This window comes from Nostoc sp. (assembly GCF_036917315.1).
GTDB lineage: Bacteria > Cyanobacteriota > Cyanobacteriia > Cyanobacteriales > Nostocaceae > Nostoc.
This window is the reverse complement of the sequence record NZ_JBALDR010000006.1, coordinates 118,285-136,491: the sequence shown is the minus strand read 5'-3', so window position 1 is coordinate 136,491 and position 18,207 is coordinate 118,285. Positions and strand designations below refer to the sequence as shown.

Annotated in this window: 16 protein-coding genes; 13 read left to right on the top strand and 3 right to left on the bottom strand. The window is 43.7% G+C overall.

The genetic code is table 11. The features are described 5' to 3' along the window. Nucleotides 1-278: 278 nt before the first annotated feature. Together V7K84_RS03090 and V7K84_RS03085 are read right to left on the bottom strand one after the other, a co-directional pair. Nucleotides 279-1,979 carry a putative bifunctional diguanylate cyclase/phosphodiesterase gene (locus tag V7K84_RS03090; RefSeq protein ID WP_334836283.1) on the bottom strand — a complete coding sequence of 567 codons (1,701 nt, stop codon included), beginning with the start codon at nt 1,977-1,979 and terminating at the stop codon, nt 279-281. 446 nt (nt 1,980-2,425) lie between these two features. Next, nucleotides 2,426-3,115 (bottom strand): 5'-methylthioadenosine/S-adenosylhomocysteine nucleosidase family protein, encoded by a 690-nt coding sequence (locus V7K84_RS03085; RefSeq protein WP_334836281.1) that lies wholly within the window; start codon nt 3,113-3,115, stop codon nt 2,426-2,428. Between the two features lie 224 nt (nt 3,116-3,339). Between V7K84_RS03085 and V7K84_RS03080 the strand changes: the two genes are divergently transcribed. The 12 genes from V7K84_RS03080 to V7K84_RS03025 all read left to right on the top strand — a co-directional run bounded on the left by V7K84_RS03080 (nt 3,340) and on the right by V7K84_RS03025 (nt 15,626). Further along, nucleotides 3,340-6,096, top strand: coding sequence for an efflux RND transporter permease subunit (locus tag V7K84_RS03080; protein ID WP_334836279.1), 2,757 nt, complete (start codon nt 3,340-3,342; stop codon nt 6,094-6,096). Then, complete coding sequence (gene hpnA / locus V7K84_RS03075; protein WP_334836276.1) at nt 6,096-7,124, top strand: hopanoid-associated sugar epimerase; 1,029 nt, start codon at nt 6,096-6,098, stop codon at nt 7,122-7,124. Before V7K84_RS03080 ends, hpnA begins: the two co-directional genes overlap by 1 nt. A gap of 64 nt (nt 7,125-7,188) precedes the next feature. Further along, nucleotides 7,189-8,208 (top strand): adenosyl-hopene transferase HpnH, encoded by a 1,020-nt coding sequence (gene hpnH, locus V7K84_RS03070; protein WP_334836273.1) that lies wholly within the window; start codon nt 7,189-7,191, stop codon nt 8,206-8,208. Nucleotides 8,209-8,530: 322 nt separating this feature from the next. Continuing rightward, on the top strand, nt 8,531-9,346 hold the full coding sequence (locus V7K84_RS03065; protein ID WP_334836271.1) for an alpha/beta fold hydrolase: 816 nt from the start codon (nt 8,531-8,533) through the stop codon (nt 9,344-9,346). 408 nt (nt 9,347-9,754) lie between these two features. Beyond that, entirely contained in the window at nt 9,755-10,276 is a 522-nt protein-coding gene (locus tag V7K84_RS03060; protein ID WP_289795183.1) for a phycocyanin subunit beta, read from the top strand. Between the two features lie 96 nt (nt 10,277-10,372). Continuing rightward, nucleotides 10,373-10,864, top strand: a complete 492-nt coding sequence (gene cpcA / locus V7K84_RS03055; protein ID WP_012411562.1) for a phycocyanin subunit alpha — start codon at nt 10,373-10,375, stop codon at nt 10,862-10,864. Between the two features lie 697 nt (nt 10,865-11,561). Beyond that, a complete protein-coding gene (locus V7K84_RS03050) occupies nt 11,562-12,374 on the top strand; it encodes a phycobilisome linker polypeptide (protein ID WP_334836269.1) in 813 nt (270 codons plus the stop codon). A gap of 171 nt (nt 12,375-12,545) precedes the next feature. Next, nucleotides 12,546-13,415 (top strand): phycobilisome linker polypeptide, encoded by an 870-nt coding sequence (locus V7K84_RS03045; RefSeq protein ID WP_334836267.1) that lies wholly within the window; start codon nt 12,546-12,548, stop codon nt 13,413-13,415. A 76-nt stretch (nt 13,416-13,491) separates the two neighbouring features. Further along, nucleotides 13,492-13,749: a phycobilisome linker polypeptide gene (locus tag V7K84_RS03040; protein WP_334836266.1), complete on the top strand. Its 258-nt coding sequence runs from the start codon at nt 13,492-13,494 to the stop codon at nt 13,747-13,749. Then, nucleotides 13,749-14,594, top strand: coding sequence for a HEAT repeat domain-containing protein (locus V7K84_RS03035; protein WP_334836264.1), 846 nt, complete (start codon nt 13,749-13,751; stop codon nt 14,592-14,594). The genes V7K84_RS03040 and V7K84_RS03035 overlap by 1 nt, the downstream gene beginning before the upstream one ends. A 170-nt stretch (nt 14,595-14,764) precedes the next feature. Continuing rightward, nucleotides 14,765-15,490 (top strand): HEAT repeat domain-containing protein, encoded by a 726-nt coding sequence (locus V7K84_RS03030; protein WP_334836262.1) that lies wholly within the window; start codon nt 14,765-14,767, stop codon nt 15,488-15,490. Next, a complete protein-coding gene (locus V7K84_RS03025; protein WP_334836260.1) occupies nt 15,477-15,626 on the top strand; it encodes a hypothetical protein in 150 nt (49 codons plus the stop codon). Before V7K84_RS03030 ends, V7K84_RS03025 begins: the two co-directional genes overlap by 14 nt. Here the strand turns inward: V7K84_RS03025 and V7K84_RS03020 are convergent. Then, nucleotides 15,623-16,288: an HD domain-containing protein gene (locus V7K84_RS03020; RefSeq protein ID WP_334836259.1), complete on the bottom strand. Its 666-nt coding sequence runs from the start codon at nt 16,286-16,288 to the stop codon at nt 15,623-15,625. The two genes, V7K84_RS03025 and V7K84_RS03020, sit on opposite strands and share 4 nt — an antisense overlap. Nucleotides 16,289-16,697: 409 nt before the next feature. Here V7K84_RS03020 and V7K84_RS03010 point away from each other — a divergent pair, with 409 nt between their 5' ends. Beyond that, nucleotides 16,698-18,068, top strand: a complete 1,371-nt coding sequence (locus V7K84_RS03010) for a protein kinase domain-containing protein (RefSeq protein ID WP_334836257.1) — start codon at nt 16,698-16,700, stop codon at nt 18,066-18,068. Nucleotides 18,069-18,207: the final 139 nt, after the last annotated feature.

The window sequence follows — 18,207 nt, the reverse complement described above, 5'->3', positions numbered from 1 at the left end:
GGAGGTTTTAGAAAAGATTTTTCTCTGGAGGCAAAATGGTCTGAGAGCAACTAAATTTATTTATGAAAAACAAAAAAATATGTATTTTATTAAGTAGGCGCAAGAAATACAGCGTCCTTGTTAAATCTACGTTCGGCTGAGGCCCACGGCGCAAGTCTAAATTTATTTATGGGGATTCCTTCAGCATAGCTGCCTCCTTAACTTGCCCCCTGATAATCATTTCTAGCAAAATTAAAGTGAAACGTTATCAGGGGGGATCTTCTGGCTTAGACATCTACTTATGCTGGAATTTTCTCCATCTGCTGAGAAATTTTCTGCAACATCGGGGTAATTAGATCGGCGGGCACAGGACAACTGAAGTAGTAACCCTGACCTTCATCACATCCCAGCATTTTTAGGTAGTCAAGCTGTTCTTGGGTTTCTACACCCTCTGCCGTGATGTTCAACCGCAGGCTTTTTGCCAGGGCAATAATCGCATTCGTGACGGCAGCACTATCAGGATTGGACGTGAGATCCTGTACAAATGACCGATCGATCTTCAGCATATTCACGGGAAAGCGCTTCAAGTAGTTGAGGGAGGAATAACCAGTACCGAAGTCATCTAGAGCCAAGCATATACCCAGTTCTCGTAATTGTTTTAAGGTTTTAACCGATCGCTCCATATCAGCCATCAAGAAGCTTTCTGTCACTTCCAATTCCAGGTAAGATACTTGCAGTCCACTCTCCTCAAGAATTTGGCTGATGACCTCAACCAGATACGGTTGTTCAAATTGTCGAGCTGACAGATTCACAGATATCCGAATTGGGGTAAATCCAGCAAGCTGCCAAGCACGGTTTTGGGTACAAGCAGTTCGCAAGACCCATTCGCCAATTGGTACGATCGCACCATTGGCTTCTGCAATGGGAATAAACTTGGCTGGAGAAACCAAACCTAATGTCGGATGCTGCCAGCGAACCAACGCTTCCATAGCTGTAATTTGTCCGCTGTGTAAATCAATTAGAGGTTGATAATAAACCAGCATTTCATTGCGCTCAAGCGCCCCATGTAATTCATTTTCTAAAGTTATTCGCTCCTGCAACTGAGCATTAATTTCCGGTGAATAGAATTGGTATTGGCTACGCCCTTGCTGCTTTGCCTGGTACAGTGCGATATGAGCCTGTTGCAAAAGTTGATCTACGCTATTCTGCTCATTGATTCCATTAATTGTGATGCCGATGCTGGCGGTGATATGAATCAAATTACCCTCTATGGAAAAGGGTTTTTTCAGGGTATTTAACACCATCTGAGATAGCTTAATCACACTTTCAAAAGAAACAATATCTATGCGGCCAATGGCAAATTCATCTCCACTCAAATGGGTAAGAATATCTGTTTGTGTCATGCAGAGTGATAACCTCTGAGCAACTGCTCTTAATAACAAATTTGTTGTTTCATGCTCCAAACCATGACTAATAGCAGTGAAATCATCAATACCCAGTAAAAAGACGGCTACAAAGCGCTGGTTATTTTCAGGTTGAGATAGAGTCTGATGGAGGCGATCGCGGAATAAATCACGATTGGGTAATCCAGTTAGATCGTCATAATTACTGATGTAGTGAATTAACTCATCTAATTTGTGAAGAGTTTGTGAGGTATCTGCCATCAATGTACCGACTTCATCAGTAAATTCTGTGGGCAATTCAGGCAAGGTTTTGGTATTTAGATAATTTTGCAATGCCGCAGATGTCAAAATAACCGGTTTGAGGAGGTGGTGTATTGCGTAGAGGGTGGCGCCTGTACCCGCTAAAGTAGCCAACAGAGCAATAAGCATAACTCGGATCGTCATCTCTAAGGAATAGGAGTTTGAGATAACGAAACTCAAGAGTAAGCTTAGAAGTGGTATGTGAGTACCCAAAAATGCCACCAACATGATCTTAGCGGTGTAACTTTTTTTGAGTAATGGAAAACTAGCTAGGAACGAGTATAGATTGAGCTTCATAAATTCTGTTCGATAGTTGGTAAATTAGTTCCGAGCTATTCTGCAAAAGGGTATTTTTGGTTTACAATTCAGTGCAGTTAGCTCTCATGGAACCCAACCCTGATAAGGTTATATATTATCGTTCCCAATCTAGGTTTCTATTTGATAGATTTGACTATAAAGTTTATGTAAAACTTATCCATAAACAATCTCACAATAAATACCTAGATCGTCTTGATTTTTATTAGTTTGTCTTCAGGTGATGTCAGAGTAAAAAAATATATAAATTCGATTTTATTAGTGGAAAATTATTTTTCTAACTAACGGCAGAGACGCAGATAAGGCAAAGAGAGTAAAGAGATGTTTTCACAAATAATTTAGGATTGCTATATTTTGTCAGGGCATAGCAAAACTGTGTCCCTACCGCATGGTTATTTACCTAGAAATTGCTATAGAGACGTAACAGATTATTTATTGCTAGAGCCGGAAAAAAGCAGATTTGTAACTTGCTCTAACACCTTTAATGCTGTTAATGAACCTCGAATCAACCGAGTAGCGGCAAAGGGTTGTCGAAGCATGGCGATCGCTAACGGAAAAGGGTTTAGAGAGCCATCAGAGTTAATTGCTGGTGTGAGATCGGGGATATTATGCTGACAATCGTCGCTGACTACTCGCAGCATTGCCACGGACACTCCAGCCGCATTGAAAAATTCTAAAGCGGTAAATCCTTCCATATCAACAACATCAGCCGCCAAAGTCTCACCTAAATGACGTTTTTCGGATGCAGACCAAATTAGGCGATCGCTTGTCAGTGACTTGACTAAGGATGCTTTTTCTGATATATAAGATTGCAATTGTGCTGTAAAAGTGCGATCGCATTCTTGAAGTTGCGTCTGATAAACACAATCTTGATACAGCACAAGATCGCCAACTGTGTAGCGATCGCTCAAGCTGCCACATATACCCATAATCAGCACTCTGGATTTTGGAGTCAGAAATTGTCCTTGTTGCAGGTATTTGAGTAAAGGCTTCATCCCAACAGGTATGGCTACTACTTTTGGGATGGAGGCAGTAATGCCGCTTAATCCGCGACACACAGCTTTATATTCTGCTCCTTGAGGTACCAGAATTGTGTTGATGGGCAAAAAATTAGGCACTAGCTGTCTCGATAGTTTTAAGTTTTAACGGTCAATATTATAAGAAAACGAACCGCAAAGTATTGACTTTGGGCGCAAAGGGAAGAAAGAAGAAAGAGATATAATTTTCACAAATGATTTAGGACTGCTATATTGCCGTTTAGTAGTAACCAAAATTAGCAAACCGAAGATGATTGCTGTAGCATGACTAAATAATTGTGTCATCCACACGATAATTTTCCAAGATGGTAAAGCTTCATAACTCCAAATCCGCACGAGAACTCTTCAATATTTCCAAATTGGCGATTCAATTTTCGTGGCTGACGGTGAGTTTTTGGATTGCCGTAACGGTAGCTGGTGTTCTGGCTTTCAGTTCCCTGAAGTATGCTTTGTTTCCAGATATTACCTTTCCAGTGGTGGTTGTGAATGCTACAGCTCCCCTGACAACTGCCCTGGATACCGAGGCGAAGCTCACTAAACCCCTAGAAGAACGCCTCCGCTCTCTAGAAGGACTGGAGAATATTCGCTCATCCACCTATCCTAGTCAAACAGCTGTTGCCCTTTCTTTTGCCGTTGGGACAAATTTAGAAACATCGACCAAAAAGGTTGAAACTGCCCTCAAGCAGTTGACTCTACCTCAAGGAGGAACTTCTAAAATTATTCCTCTGAATTTAAACGAGTCAGCCGCCATTAGCTATGCCATAGAGAGTCCAACACGGAATCTCAAAGATTTGACAAAGTTGGCGCAAGATGAGATTGTCAGTGCGATCGCTAAATTACCAGGAGTATTAAAAGTCTCACTACTAGGCGCTGCGACTGCAACTGCTCCGTTAAATCCAGCGAATGCGAGTGCAACGGTTCCCCAAGGTGGGGCGACATTAGTCCGGTTTAACGGTGAAGATGCACTCGCATTTCAGGTAATCAAACGCGGTAGTGCTAATACTTTGGAAGTCGTGAGTCATGTTGAGAAAGAAGTTCAAAGGCTACGCTCTACCCTCAAAGATGTCAAACTCACCTTAGCTGCCACCCAAGCAGAATATATCCGTCAAGCCACCCAGTCAACAATCGATGCTTTGCTGGAAGCAGTCTTGTTGTCAATAGTGGTAATTTTTCCTTTTTTATGGAATTGGCGGGCAACTCTGATCTCTGCCTTAGCGATTCCCACGTCTTTGCTGGCGACATTTATCGTCATGGCGATTTTTGGCTTCAACCTGGAAACAATCACCCTGCTGGCTTTAGCTTTGGTGATTGGTAGCATTGTTGATGATGCGATCGTGGATGTAGAAAACATCATGCGACACGTTGAAGATGGAGAAACTCCTCGCCAAGCAGCGCTTTTAGCGACAAATGAGATTGGGTTGACAGTTACCGCCGCCACTTTGACAGCAGTAGCAGTTTTTCTACCCATAGGTTTAATGGGTGGGGTAATCGGTCAGTTCTTCAAGCCTTTTGGTATCACTGTTTCAGCCGCGATGCTTGCTTCTATGCTAGTTGCTCGGACTTTATCTCCAGTTCTGGCTATCTACTGGCTGAAACCTAAATCCTCGCTTTCCCCGCGTCGAGAAGCAAAAATCTGGGTGGCGTTTACCCAATATTACGGAAATTTATTAAGTTGGTCTTTAAATCACCGGAAGATAGTTATTGGGTTAGCTGTCTTCAGCTTCATCGCAGGTATAGTGCTGATTCCACTAATTCCCAAAGGATTTATTCCCAAACTCGATCGCGGCGAATTTAATATTGCTTATACGGCTCCTTTGCCGAGTATTCCTAGTGGAGGAGAGGGGCAGGGGGGAAGAGGGGCAGAGGGGCAGGGGGGCAGGGGAGCAGGGGAGCAGGGGAGAAATCCAAGTCTCCAGTCTCAAATTCCCAACCCTTTGAATGATTCTCTAGAGGTTGCGAAGAAATTAGAAAATGTTGTCAGAAAATCACCCGCAGTTGAAACGGTATTTACTACTGTTGGTTCTCGTGAGGGTGAGCCAAATAAAGGGATACTATATGTAAAATTAAAGGGCGATCGCACAATCACAACAGGCGAACTACAGGATCGGTTGCGCTCCTCCTTACCTGTTCTTTCTGGGGTAACTACTAGTATTGAAGATATTCAATTTGTCGATTCTGGCGGTCAAAAACCTCTGCAAATAGCATTACAAGGTGATAATCTCCAAGCTTTGAGCAAAGCAGTCAAAGCCATTAAAGAAAGGATTCAAAGGCTACCGGGATTCGCTGATGTTACAGTTACAGGTGCAACGAATCCACAGGGCACGGTTTTTCAGATCGAGCGTTTGAATAATCAGCGCGTGGCTTACATCAGTGCTAATCTTGGCAAGGATCTGTCTTTGGGTGATGCCACTGACAAAGTGGTAGCTGAAGCAAATGCGGTGTTACCCTCTAATGTTTCCTTAAATTTAGGAGGAGACTCTGCCCGTCAAGGTGAAGTATTTAGCAGTTTCGGCAGTACTTTAGCTCTATCTGCTTTGTGTATTGTTGTGGTACTAATTTTACTATTCAAAAGCTGGGTAGACCCTTTAGTTATTGGTGTCTCTTTGCCTTTAGCATTAGTGGGGGCGATGTTGGCGCTACTAATTACCAAGAGCGACTTTGGTATGATCTCATTGATCGGTTTCGTCTTTTTACTAGGGCTGGCAAATAAAAATGCGATTTTGCTTGTAGATTACATCAATCAGTTACGCAATGCTGGCTTAGACCGTACAGAGGCGATTCTCAACACCGGACTAGTGCGCCTCAGACCAATTATGATGACCACGGCCTCCACTATTTTAGGGATGTTACCAATCGCATTAGGTTTCGGTGCTGGTTCCGAATTGCGATCGCCAATGGCTGTAGCGATCGCAGGTGGACTAGTAACTTCAACTATTCTCAGTTTGATTGTTGTGCCAGTAGTTTACACCATTTTGGATGATTGGTTTCCCCGGTTTAAGAAGGGGAGTAGTACTTCGGCTTCGCTCAGTGACCGGGGAGCAGGGGAGCAGGGGGGAAGTTGATGCAAGTTTTTATCACTGGGGGAACGGGTTTTATTGGCGCTCATTTGGTACGGTTGCTCCTACAAGAAGGATATGCCGTCAAAGCACTGGTACGCTCAACCAGCAATTTGGAGAATCTACGCGGTTTAGAGGTGGAAATTGTCAAAGGTGATTTGAACGATCCAAATCTCTGGCAACAAATGGCAGGTTGTCAATACCTATTTCATGTCGCAGCTCATTATTCCCTCTGGCAAACAGACCGTGAATTACTTCACCGTCACAATGTTCTGGGTACGCGCAATGTATTGGCAGCAGCTCGCAAAGCTAACATTGAGCGCACCGTCTACACGAGTTCAGTGGCAGCAATTGGGGTAGGATCGTCAGGGGAAGTTGTCGATGAAACACATCAGAGTCCCTTAGAAAAGTTGGTGGGTAACTACAAAAAGTCTAAGTTTCTGGCTGAACAAGAAGCTATGCAAGCCGTTGCTACAGGTCAGGAGGTGGTTATTGTCAATCCCAGCAGTCCGATTGGCTCGTTGGATATTAAACCTACCCCGACGGGTGATATAATTTTGCGGTTTTTGCGACGGCAAATGCCTTTTTACTTGGATACTGGTCTAAATTTTATCGATGTGCGGGATGTGGCATGGGGGCATTTACTGGCTTTGCAGCGGGGTAAATCTGGCGATCGCTATATCTTAGGTCATCAAAACCTCAGTCTCAAGCAACTACTCGAACAACTCGCCGAGATCGCAGGTCTGAGCGCACCACAACAAACAGTACCCGCTTGGTTGCCTCTGAGTGTTGCCTGGGTTGATGAAAAGATTCTCGCACCACTAGGTAAATCGCCCTCAGTACCATTAGATGGCGTTCGGATGGCGAAACAACCTATGTATTACAATGCTTCAAAGGCTGTACGAGAATTGGGTCTACCCCAATCTTCGCTGAACGCCGCACTCAAAGATGCTGTGGATTGGTTTGTTGCTCAGGGATATGTCAACCCCTCTGGGAAATTCAAAATTCAAAATTCAAAATTTAAGACCCCATAGATAAATCTTGGGGTTGAGAAAGTGGTGTATTTATCTTTACTTTAAAAGAGGAGCGCTCGCAACAATGGCAGTTAATCTACAACAAGCTATGGATATTGGGAAGTATCTTGTTACTCAGCGTTTGAAAGGACGCAAACGCTTCCCCTTAGTATTGATGTTGGAACCTCTTTTTCGGTGTAATCTCGCTTGTACTGGTTGTGGTAAAATCCAACATCCAAAGGAAATATTAAAGCAAAATCTCACCCCAGAACAGTGTTTCGCCGCTGTGGAAGAGTGTGGCGCACCAGTTGTCTCAATTCCTGGTGGAGAACCTCTGCTGCACCCCCAGATTGATGAGATTGTCCAGGGATTAATTGAGCGCAAGAAATATATTTACTTGTGTACCAATGGTTTGTTATTAGAAAAGAGCCTGGATAAGTTTCAACCTTCCCCTTATCTAACTTTCAGCGTGCATTTAGATGGAATGCGGGAGTTACACGATCAATGCGTAGATCGTAAAGGTGTTTTTGATATTGCTGTCAAAGCCATTCGTGCCGCTAAAGCTAAAGGCTTTCGTGTCACAACTAACACCACTATCTTTGAAGGTACTGAACCTAAAGATATGCAAGAGTTCTTCAACTTTCTGGAAACACTAAATACTGACGGGATGATGATTTCTCCCGGCTACAGTTACGAGTGGGCACCAGATCAAGATCATTTTCTCCATCGCGAACAAACCCGCGCCCTCTTCCGAGAAATTCTGGCTCCCTACAAAAGTGGTGAAAAAAACTGGAACTTCAATCACAATCCGTTGTTCCTAGATTTTCTCACTGGTGAGAAGGACTACGAATGCACACCTTGGGGTAGCCCTAGTTATAGCGTTCTCGGTTGGCAAAAACCTTGCTATCTGCTGAACGAAGGTTATTACTCTACCTTCAAGGAATTACTAACAGAAACTGACTGGAGTCAATACGGCCAGAAGAGTGGTAATCCCAAATGTGCCGATTGTATGGTTCACTGCGGCTACGAACCCACCGCCGCAATGGATGCAATGCAACCGCAAAATATGGCGCGTGCCCTTGGCAGTGTGTTTGGTAGAAACTAGTAGTCTGTCCCAAAAGTTTTGAGAGGTTATATCATGTCCGCATAATTAGTTATGCTAACCACAGTAATTGCACCCCACCCCCAACCCCTCCCCGCAAGCGGGGAGGGGAGACAAAGCATAGCTTTGGCGGGGGTGGGGTTCTTCGGGTTTAATAAGCAATCAAGCGGACATGATATTAGTGCTGTTCAGAACCCCGACTTCTTTAATAAGTCGGGGTTCTAGCTAGCTCCTCAATGGAACAACATCCAGTGAGAGTAAAAAGAGGATGCTTATTTAGAGATATTGCGATCGACTTCTACGAAAATAATCAGGGAAAATACCCATGCCATTTGTATCTGTTCGCGACCTGCAAATGTATTATGACATTCGTGGCACTGGTCAACGCCTACTTAGTATCAGTGGTACTGGAGGAGATTTGCAGCGATCGCCGACTATTTTTGACTCACCACTAGCCCCACACTTTGAAATTTTAGCCTACGATCAGCGGGGTCTGGGTCAAACCTCAAAACCTGATATTCCTTACACCATAGCAGATTATGCCGCTGATGCAGACTCTTTGTTAAATGCAGTCGGGTGGGAGAACGCTCATGTCATCGGAATTTCCTTTGGGGGTATGGTAGCCCAAGAGTTGGCACTGCGCTATCCGCACCGCATTAAACGTCTTGTTTTGGCCTGTACTAGTAGTGGCGGTGCTGGTGGGTCGTCATATCCACTACATGAACTCGCGAACCTTGCTGCTGAAGAACTAGCTCATCGGCAAATCACAATTGCTGATACCCGTTGGCAAGAGGAAGCTTGGCTCTCTAGCCGAACTACACAATTTCAGGAATTAGTGAAGCTGACACTAGCAGTTTCTCAAGCGAATATAGACGAACCAAGTCGTGAAGTTGGGCGTCGTCGCCAGCTTGAGGCTCGTGCTGCTCACGATACATATAATCGACTTTCTCAACTGCATATTCCTGTCTATATCTGCGGCGGCGATCGCGATGGCATATCTCCTCCTGCCAATCTTGAGGCAATGCAAAAACAGATACCAGGTTCGTATTTAGAGTTCTTTAAGGGCGGTCATGGCTTTCTTTACCAAGACCCTCAAGCATTCAAGCGCGTTATTGCCTTTTTCCAAAATAAATTAAAGTAATTTTACATAAGACATAACTACAAAGTGACAGTAACTACAACACCTATTGCCCTCCCACAAGAGCAGCCTCGGCTCATAAACTAAACAGAGACAAAAATATGAAGTTATGTAACTATTTTTCACAAACATAATAATAATTTGTAATAAATTATGATACGGCAGCATTGTATAAAGAGAACTTGGAAGTAAAAAACAACATCTTAATCAGGTTTTCCAGTCGTTCATAGAAGTTTGAAGTTTTTTAACAAAAGTTTTAATCTGAAAGCCTGGAGATCGTAAACTTATTTCTTGGATGTCTGTTTTAAACCTTTCGTAACTCGTCAGGCAGTGCTGACATCAAAAATCAACTGAACCATTCAGTTTTGAGTCCAATTATTCTTAACCAAGCAAATTAGGAGATTTAACGCAATGGTTTTAGATGCATTTGCAAAAGTAGTTTCCCAAGCTGATACACGCGGCGAATATCTCTCTGATGCACAATTGGATGCATTGAGCGAACTAGTCAAAGATGGTAACAAGCGTGCAGATGCTGTTAACCGTATTACCAGCAATGCGTCAGCTCTAGTTGCTGCTGCGGCTCGTGATTTGTGGGCAGAACAGCCTCAATTGATCACTCCCGGTGGTAATGCTTACACCAGCCGTCGTGCAGCTGCTTGTATCAGAGACTTGGACATCATTCTTCGCTATATCACCTACGCTATCTTTGCTGGCGATTCCAGCGTGCTAGACGATCGTGCGCTCAACGGATTGCGGGAAACCTACTTGGCATTGGGAACTCCAGGAGCTTCAGTTGCTGTTGGTATTCAAAAGCTGAAACAAGCTTCTTTGGCAATTGTCAACGATACAAACAATATCACCAGAGGCGATTGCAGTGCATTGGCATCTGAAATAGCTAGCTATTTCGATCGCGCTGCTGCTGCTGTAGCTTAAGCAAAGCAAGCATTGCTGATGTTGACTAAATAATTGTCCTGTCTATAGGACAAAACAAAATTTCAACCATAACGTTTGTAAAAGGGAAATACCAAAATGACAAAAACACCTCTAACTGAAGCAATCGCATCGGCTGATTCTCAAGGACGCTACCTCAGCAGCACCGAAATTCAAGTTGCTTTTGGTCGCTTCCGCCAAGCTCCTGCTAGCTTACAAGCAGCAAAAGCATTGAGCGCTAATGCTCAACGCTTGACCGAAGGTGCTGCTCAAGCGGTGTATAACAAGTTCCCTTACACCACTCAACAACAAGGCCCTAACTTCGCGTCTGATGCGCGCGGTAAAGGCAAGTGTGTACGTGATGTCGGCTACTACTTGCGGATTATCACATACGCTTTAGTTGTTGGTGGCACAGGCCCCTTGGATGATTTCTTGATTTCTGGCTTGGCTGAAATCAACCGGACTTTTGATCTTTCTCCTAGCTGGTACATTGAAGCTCTCAAGTACATCAAAGCTAACCACGGCCTCAGCGGCGACCCAGCTGTTGAAGCAAATTCCTACATCGACTACGTAATCAATACTCTAAGCTAGAGTGTTTCTTTAGCCCGGAGAGGAAATCAGCTCTTATGACAAGTGAGTTCTATGAGTTGTTTACCTCTCCGGGCAGTTTTTTAAGAAAAGCTAGCTGAAAACCCTGGAGAAAGAGGAACGTAGTTCTGTATTTTTTGCTTTAGAACAGGGATGAAAGCTGCCGAGGTAGCACGGTATTTGCTACAACTTTGGGAAAGTTCACAACCCAGTGCCTCTTTTTAAGCTACCGTCAATTGGCACAATATTTTTGCCAGTACAAGATTTAAAAACCTACCCTCTGACTGGGGGAAAGTATACGCCCGAAATAACGTAAGGAGATATCACTACGCCCTTGTGGCAAATGTGGTGAGGCAGCGAGCGCAATCTTCTCCCTTTTCTTACGAGACGCTACGTGTTCGCGGAGTGTTCCGTAGGGAAGGAAAGACGCTAGCGAGTCCGCGTCCCCTATTGAGGAAGCAAGCTATGCGTAGTGTCTGGCAAAGAGAGAACGTCTGGAGGTTTCTCCCCCATGAGAGACTGCTAAACCGATAGGGTGAGCCTGGGAACCTGTGCAAACAGGATATTAAGGCAGTTATGTCTTAAAAATCGCCTTACTTTAGGTAAGGTGAGTGTCAATTTCAAAAAGACTGTTAAAAGACTAGAAAAAATTTTCTAAAAAGTTTTCAGTTTTGCAGTTAAAACTGAGGAGGTTTTAAAGATGGCAGCTTTGGGACAAGCAGCAAGATTAGGGATTGGAGCGTTTGAAAATTCAGTACCAGTAGAACTACGCCCTGATAGAACAGAAGCCGATGTAGCAGTGGTTATCCGGGCGGCTTACCGTCAGGTTTTAGGTAATGCATATCTACTAGAAGGAGACCGTCTAGAGAGTGCAGAATCACTATTGCAGCAAGGTGCAATCACCGTTAGGGGATTTGTGCTAGCCATTGCTCAATCAGAACTCTATCGGGATAAGTTTTTCCACTCCAACTCCCAAACTCGGTTTATCGAGTTGAATTATAAGCATTTATTGGGGCGTGCCCCAGAAGATGAGTCAGAGATTTCGTACCATGTTGAGCTTTACAACTCACAAGGTTACGAAGCTGAGATTAATTCCTACATTGACTCATTAGAATATCAAGAGAGTTTTGGCGAAAATATTGTCCCCTACTATAAAGGCTTTAAAAGTCAAGTAGGACAGAAAAATGTTGGCTATAGCCGACTGTTTCAACTGTATCGGGGTTATGCCAATAGCGATCGCGCTCAAGGACAAAAACAAGGACGGCTAACTTGGGAAGTGGCTAAGAATCTAGCTTCACCCATTTATCCAGTCTCTGCCGGAGCCTTAACTGGCCTCTCTACAGGTGGTCGTGGCGAAACATACCGGATCAGAGTGCTACAAGCAGCTTCCCCAAACTCAACTGTAGTAAGGCGCGGTACTGCGGAATTGATCGTACCCTACGAGCAACTTTCTAGTAAATTGCAGCAGTTGAATCGCAAGGGCAGTAAGGTTATTAGCATTACAGCCGTATAAATAGAGAATCGGGAATTAAGTGAGGAGTTAGGAGTGAGGAGTGAGGAGTGAGGAGTGAGGAGTTAGAAGTTATGAGTTTTAAATTCCTAACTATACCCCTACTTTAACTTCTAACTCTTAACTCCTAACTCCTAATTTTTCCAACTACTAATTACAAAAGGAAAATTACCAATGGCTATTACAACAGCAGCTTCCCGTCTGGGAACAGAACCTTTTAGCGATCAGTCTCCTGTGGAATTGCGTCCGAATGCAACCAAAGAAGACATCGAAAGAGTAATTGCTGCCGTCTATCGTCAAGTTTTGGGCAACAACTACATATTGGCGTCAGACCGCCTAACAAGTGCTGAATCGATCCTCCGCGATGGCAAAATTACAGTGCAAGAATTTGTACGTCAACTAGCTAAATCGGAACTGTACAAAACCAAGTTTTTCTACGACAACTTCCAAACTCGCGTCATTGAACTGAACTACAAACATTTGTTGGGTCGTGCCCCTTATGATGAGTCTGATGTCGTCTATCACTTAGACTTGTATCAAACCAAGGGATATGAAGCCGACATTGATTCTTATATTGATTCGCCAGAGTATCAATCTAGCTTTGGTGAAAATATAGTGCCTTACTATCGTGGCTTTAATACCCAAACAGGACAGAAAACTGTCGGATTTAGCCGGATATTCCAACTTTATCGCGGCTATGCCAGTAGCGATACCTCCCAACTCAAAGGCAAATCCTCCCGTCTTGCTAGCGAACTAGGCCGCAATAGCGCATCCGTCGTTGTTCCTCCCTCCGGTGCTTCCTCAGGCTTTTCATACGTTGCCTCTGAAAAAGGCGTTACCCCCAACAGCACTTTTGGTGGTGCGGGAACTTTTGGTAAAGAAGGCAGACTTTACCGCATTGAAGTAGCAGGTGTTTTTGGAGCTGGATATCCTAGCACACGCCGCGTCAATCAAGCCGTAGTTATACCTTATGAAGAACTATCTAGTTACTTCCAGAGAGTGGTAAAACAAGGTGGTAAAATAGCTAGTGTGAAACCACTTTAGTGTCAATAGTCATTAGTCATTTAGTCATTATTAAGGACAAAAGACTAATGACAATTTAAAATTGGGAATTAATTTTATGGTTGGATCAATTAGTAGTAGAACGAGTAGTCGCTACTTTCGGTATGAAGTAGTAGGTCTGCGCCAAAGCGAAGAAACTGAAAAAACCAACTATCCCATTCGTTCTAGTGCAACTGTGTTTTTCACAGTACCTGAGAACCGGATGAATCAAGAAATGCAGCGGATTACTCGCTTGGGTGGCAAAATAGTCAGCATTCAGCCATTGAACGCTGAACCTAAAACAAATAGCGAACAAAGCGATCCTCCTTCTTCATAATGAATTCTAGTCCGCAGAAATTTGAAGATTTATCACCGACAGGTAACTCTGGCGATGGTGAATCTTTAACAGTAGAGCAAGCGATCGCTAATCTTGAGAGTGCAGATTTAGGTCTGCGATTTTATGCTGCTTGGTGGTTGGGTAGGTTTCGGATCTGTGAAGCAGCTGCGGTTACAGGATTGATTAAAGCGTTAGAGGATGAAGCCGACAGAACACCAGAAGGCGGATATCCTCTGCGCCGGAACGCAGCTAGGGCTTTAGGGAAACTAAGCGATCGCCAAGCAGTCTCACCTTTAATTGCGTGTTTAGACTGCTCAGATTTTTATGTCCGGGAAGCAGCGGCACAATCCTTAGAAATGCTGGGCGATCCGATTTGCATTCCCGCCCTGATTGAGTTATTACAAGTAGGTTTGCAGGGAGGGCAGCTGATATCAAAGCAGCCTGATTTATCTCAACCCTACGAAGCCATTTTAGAAGCCTTGGGAGCCTTGAGGGCGACTGAGTGCATCCCCTTGGTAAAACCATTTTTAGAGCATCCAATAGAATTGGTGCAATATGCTGCCGCACGAGCCATGTATCAATTAACCCAAGAACCAGCTTATGGAGAACGGTTAGTAAAAGCTCTGGCAGGAGATAAATTGCAATTGCGTCGAGCAGTGTTAGCAGACTTGGGAGCGATTGGCTATCTACCCGCAGCAGATGCGATCGCCGAAACTCTTGCCGAAAATAGTCTAAAGCTAATTTCTCTTAAAGGATTACTAGAACATCAAGTTAAGCACACAGAAACAAGCACTTTGTCGGATGGTGCGATTAAAGTGATAAATTTGATGGACTCGCTTTTGTAGTTATAATTTCCCAGGCATTAGTTGTTATTAATACGCTTAAATCAACTGTTTGTCACAGATAAACCCCTAACATAACTACGAGATAAGGGCTAGGGGGTTTATGCCTGATGTCAACTACGGAGAACTTAAGCTACAATTGGCAGATCCCTAATGACTCATGGCAAATTATTATGAATAACAGTGACCTTGCCCAAATATTAATTCGTGCTGTGGAAGAAGCAGACTCCTCGGATCGCTTATTAGACGCAGTTCAGGAGTTAGCGGCAGCTGGTATTGAGGAATCTGTTCCCACTCTGATTGCAGCTTTGGGCTACAACAATCCAGGGGCAGCAGTGGCGGCAGTAGATGGACTAATTGCGATCGGAGAAGCCGCAGTACCGTCACTATTGGAACTAATTGATGACTACAACTACAGTGCTAGAGCTTGGGCTATCCGTGCCTTAGCGGGAATTGGCGATGTTCGGGCGCTCGATACCTTGTTAGAGGCAGCAAAAACTGATTTTTCCTTAAGCGTGCGGCGGGCAGCTGCCAGAGGATTAGGCACTTTGCGCTTGCATCAACTACCTGCTGAGAAAGTGGAATCTGTTCAGACTCAGGTATTAGAGGCATTATTACTAATTTCTCAAGATCCAGAGTGGATAGTGCGCTATGCAGCAGTGACGAGTTTAGAAACACTAGCGATCGCTATAGCAGTCACTTTACCCAATCAAGCGTCGCGGATTACAAATCAACTTCAGCAAATACTCGATACCGATACCGATGTGGGAGTTCGTACCCGCGTAAAATTTGCACAAGAAAAAATTCAGCAACAACAACATCAAGAAGTGTTTGCACCGAAAAGAAAGCTACAAGACACTGAAGTTGAAGTGCCTCATCGTGGCGGTGGCAGACGGTAAATTACCAGACACCAACCGCCCTTGCGGTATGGTGTTAGGTTCTGGCAATTCATCGGGGATAGCCTTCAGAACTCCTTGTTTTATTGTTCGTTACATTCGCTTCTCCGATGGGCAGTCCTGGTTTTCAAGACCTTAGTTTTGGTAAAACTCACCAGGTGATAAAGACTGAATTTCTGCCTGGATATTGCCACGAGCAGATGGTTCGGCAAACTCTGACATTAAGGGCGTAAAGTAAATACGCGATCGCTGTAAAAATCGTTCTAAAACCTGCTGACGACCTGTAATATACTCTGCCTCTGCCACCCAGCCATATTCCTGACGAATAGCATGGGCGTATTCTTCATAATCAACTGAGTTAGTAGCCAAAATCGCTAAATCTGCATCAAGTAGGACTTGGCTATCATAGTCATTTACCGCAGCTTGGTGGTCTTTAGTGTTCAGAATCAGACGGGTGACAGTAGTTATTATGCTTTCTGGAATACCCAAATTACTCAGCAACTCAAAAGCATAGTCTGCACTTCGTTCTTCGTTATCTTTAGCTTCAGTGTCATACACTACATCGTGAAACCAAGCAGCTAGTTGAACAGCAGCTAGGTTGTTGGTGTAGCCTTGCAAAATCTCAATTGTGCTGAGAACGCGATCGATGTGTTTCAGTGTATGGTAATAACGACCAGGGGTAGAGTAAGCTTCAACCAAGAGATTAAAGGCTTTTTCAGCCGCTACCTGGTCAACGCCAAAGGGTTGGAGTGTGTGTTGCCAGTTATAAAATAAAATATCCATAAAGTTTTTTGTAGGCATAGAGGCAGTATACCCATTCTGAGTATTGGAAAAAATAAGTACATGCTGTTAAAACAGCAGTAGAAGACTTCAAGTAGAACCTCACCTTCTAACTCCGCCAGGAGAAAGAGGGAAAAATTTTCCTCCCCTTACTTGCAGCAAAGGGTTAGGAGTAAGTTCATGCGAATATATTTACAAGTTATAAATCTAGTTATAAATCAATGAAACTTTGGACGCCCAATCAACATCTGGACAATGGAAGATTCATTATACAAAAAGTCCTTGGTGGCGGTGGCTTTGGTGTCACCTATAGCGCCATAGAACAGCATACGATTTAATCTCAGAGACTTTGCGGGATATGAGTGGTTTACCACTGTGATATCTGATACAGGTAAGTTATGATCGTGGGCATTAATTTTTTATTGTTAAGATGCCAGCTAAAATCATCCTTACCGTTATCCAAGGACAATTATTAGGACAACAATATATTTTTGATTGCCGCAGTAGCTGCATCATCGGTAGAAGTCCAGATTGCAATCCCCAGTTACCAGATGATGAGAATCATCGGGGCATCTCCCGCTATCACTGTCTACTGGATATTAATCCTCCTGATATTCGGGTACGGGACTTTGGTAGTAAAAATGGCACTTACATTAACGGTAAAAACATCGGACAACGGCAACGAAATCAAACGGCTGAAGAAGCTGTAAAATGCCACTTTCCAGAGTATGACTTACGAACAGGCGACGAAATCAACTTAGGTCACACTGTCTTTAAAGTTAGTATAGAAATACATCAAGAACAAGTAAATCTATTAACCTTCATCCCTGATGATGTTACTGTCAAAAATAACCCAGTACAACAGGCTTATTTCTTAGACATCATCAAATACTTTCTGAATTTGGCTGAGAGTGGCGATCGCAACCTCAAAGCAATTAGCGGTTATAATCTTGTCAAACTTCTCAGCACTAGTGAATTCGGGGAAGTTTATTTGGCACAGCATAATCAGTCTGGCAAGTTCATAGCCTTAAAGGTCATGTTACCAGCAGTGGCGGCGAATGACTTCGCTGTGCAGATGTTTCTCCGGGAGACGGAAAACACCAAGGCTTTGCAACATCCTCATGTAGTGCAACTGATGGATTGTGGCTTCTCGGAAATTATCTTCTTTTTTACAATGGAATATTGTGAGAGCGGTACTGTATGGGATTTCATGCAACAACTGGGTGGGCGATTGTCTATTGATATTGCTATACCGATTATTCTGCAAATTTTAGACGCTTTAGAATATGCCCACAATGTTGAACTTCCTTATGTCAAACTGGCTGATGGTAAGTTTGGCAAAGGTAAAGGTATAGTTCACCGCGACCTCAAACCGAGTAATATTTTCTTGACTAAGATTGATGGAAAACTGGTGGCAAAAATCGGTGATTACGGCTTATCTAAGGCCTTTGACTTGGCTGGTTTAAGTGGCCAAACTTTGACTGGGACTCAAGCTGGTACTCCCGTTTTCATGCCGCGACAGCAGGTGCTTAACTTTAAATATGCCCAACCGGAGGTAGATATTTGGGCAGTTGCGGCTTGTCTCTACAATATGCTAACAGGTTGTTTCCCCCGGAACTTCACAGGCGATCCCTTTCTGGCAGTTTTACAGAATAATCCCATACCAATTCGCCAACGAGATGCAACAATTATGCAACCCTTAGCGCAGGTGATTGATTTGGCGTTGGTTGATAAGCCAGAAATCCACTTTAAAAGTGCAGCTGAATTTAAGCGGGCCTTGTTAGGTGCTTTGTCATGGTAGAGTTTATAGCATTTTATTATCTATTTAATCTACATCTGTCGTAGGGGTGCAAGACTCTAGGTTCGCGCAGTGTCCCGCAGGGATGGAATATTTTTTTATTGCTAGTCCCTAGAACGCACGGCGTAAGTAAATCATTCCA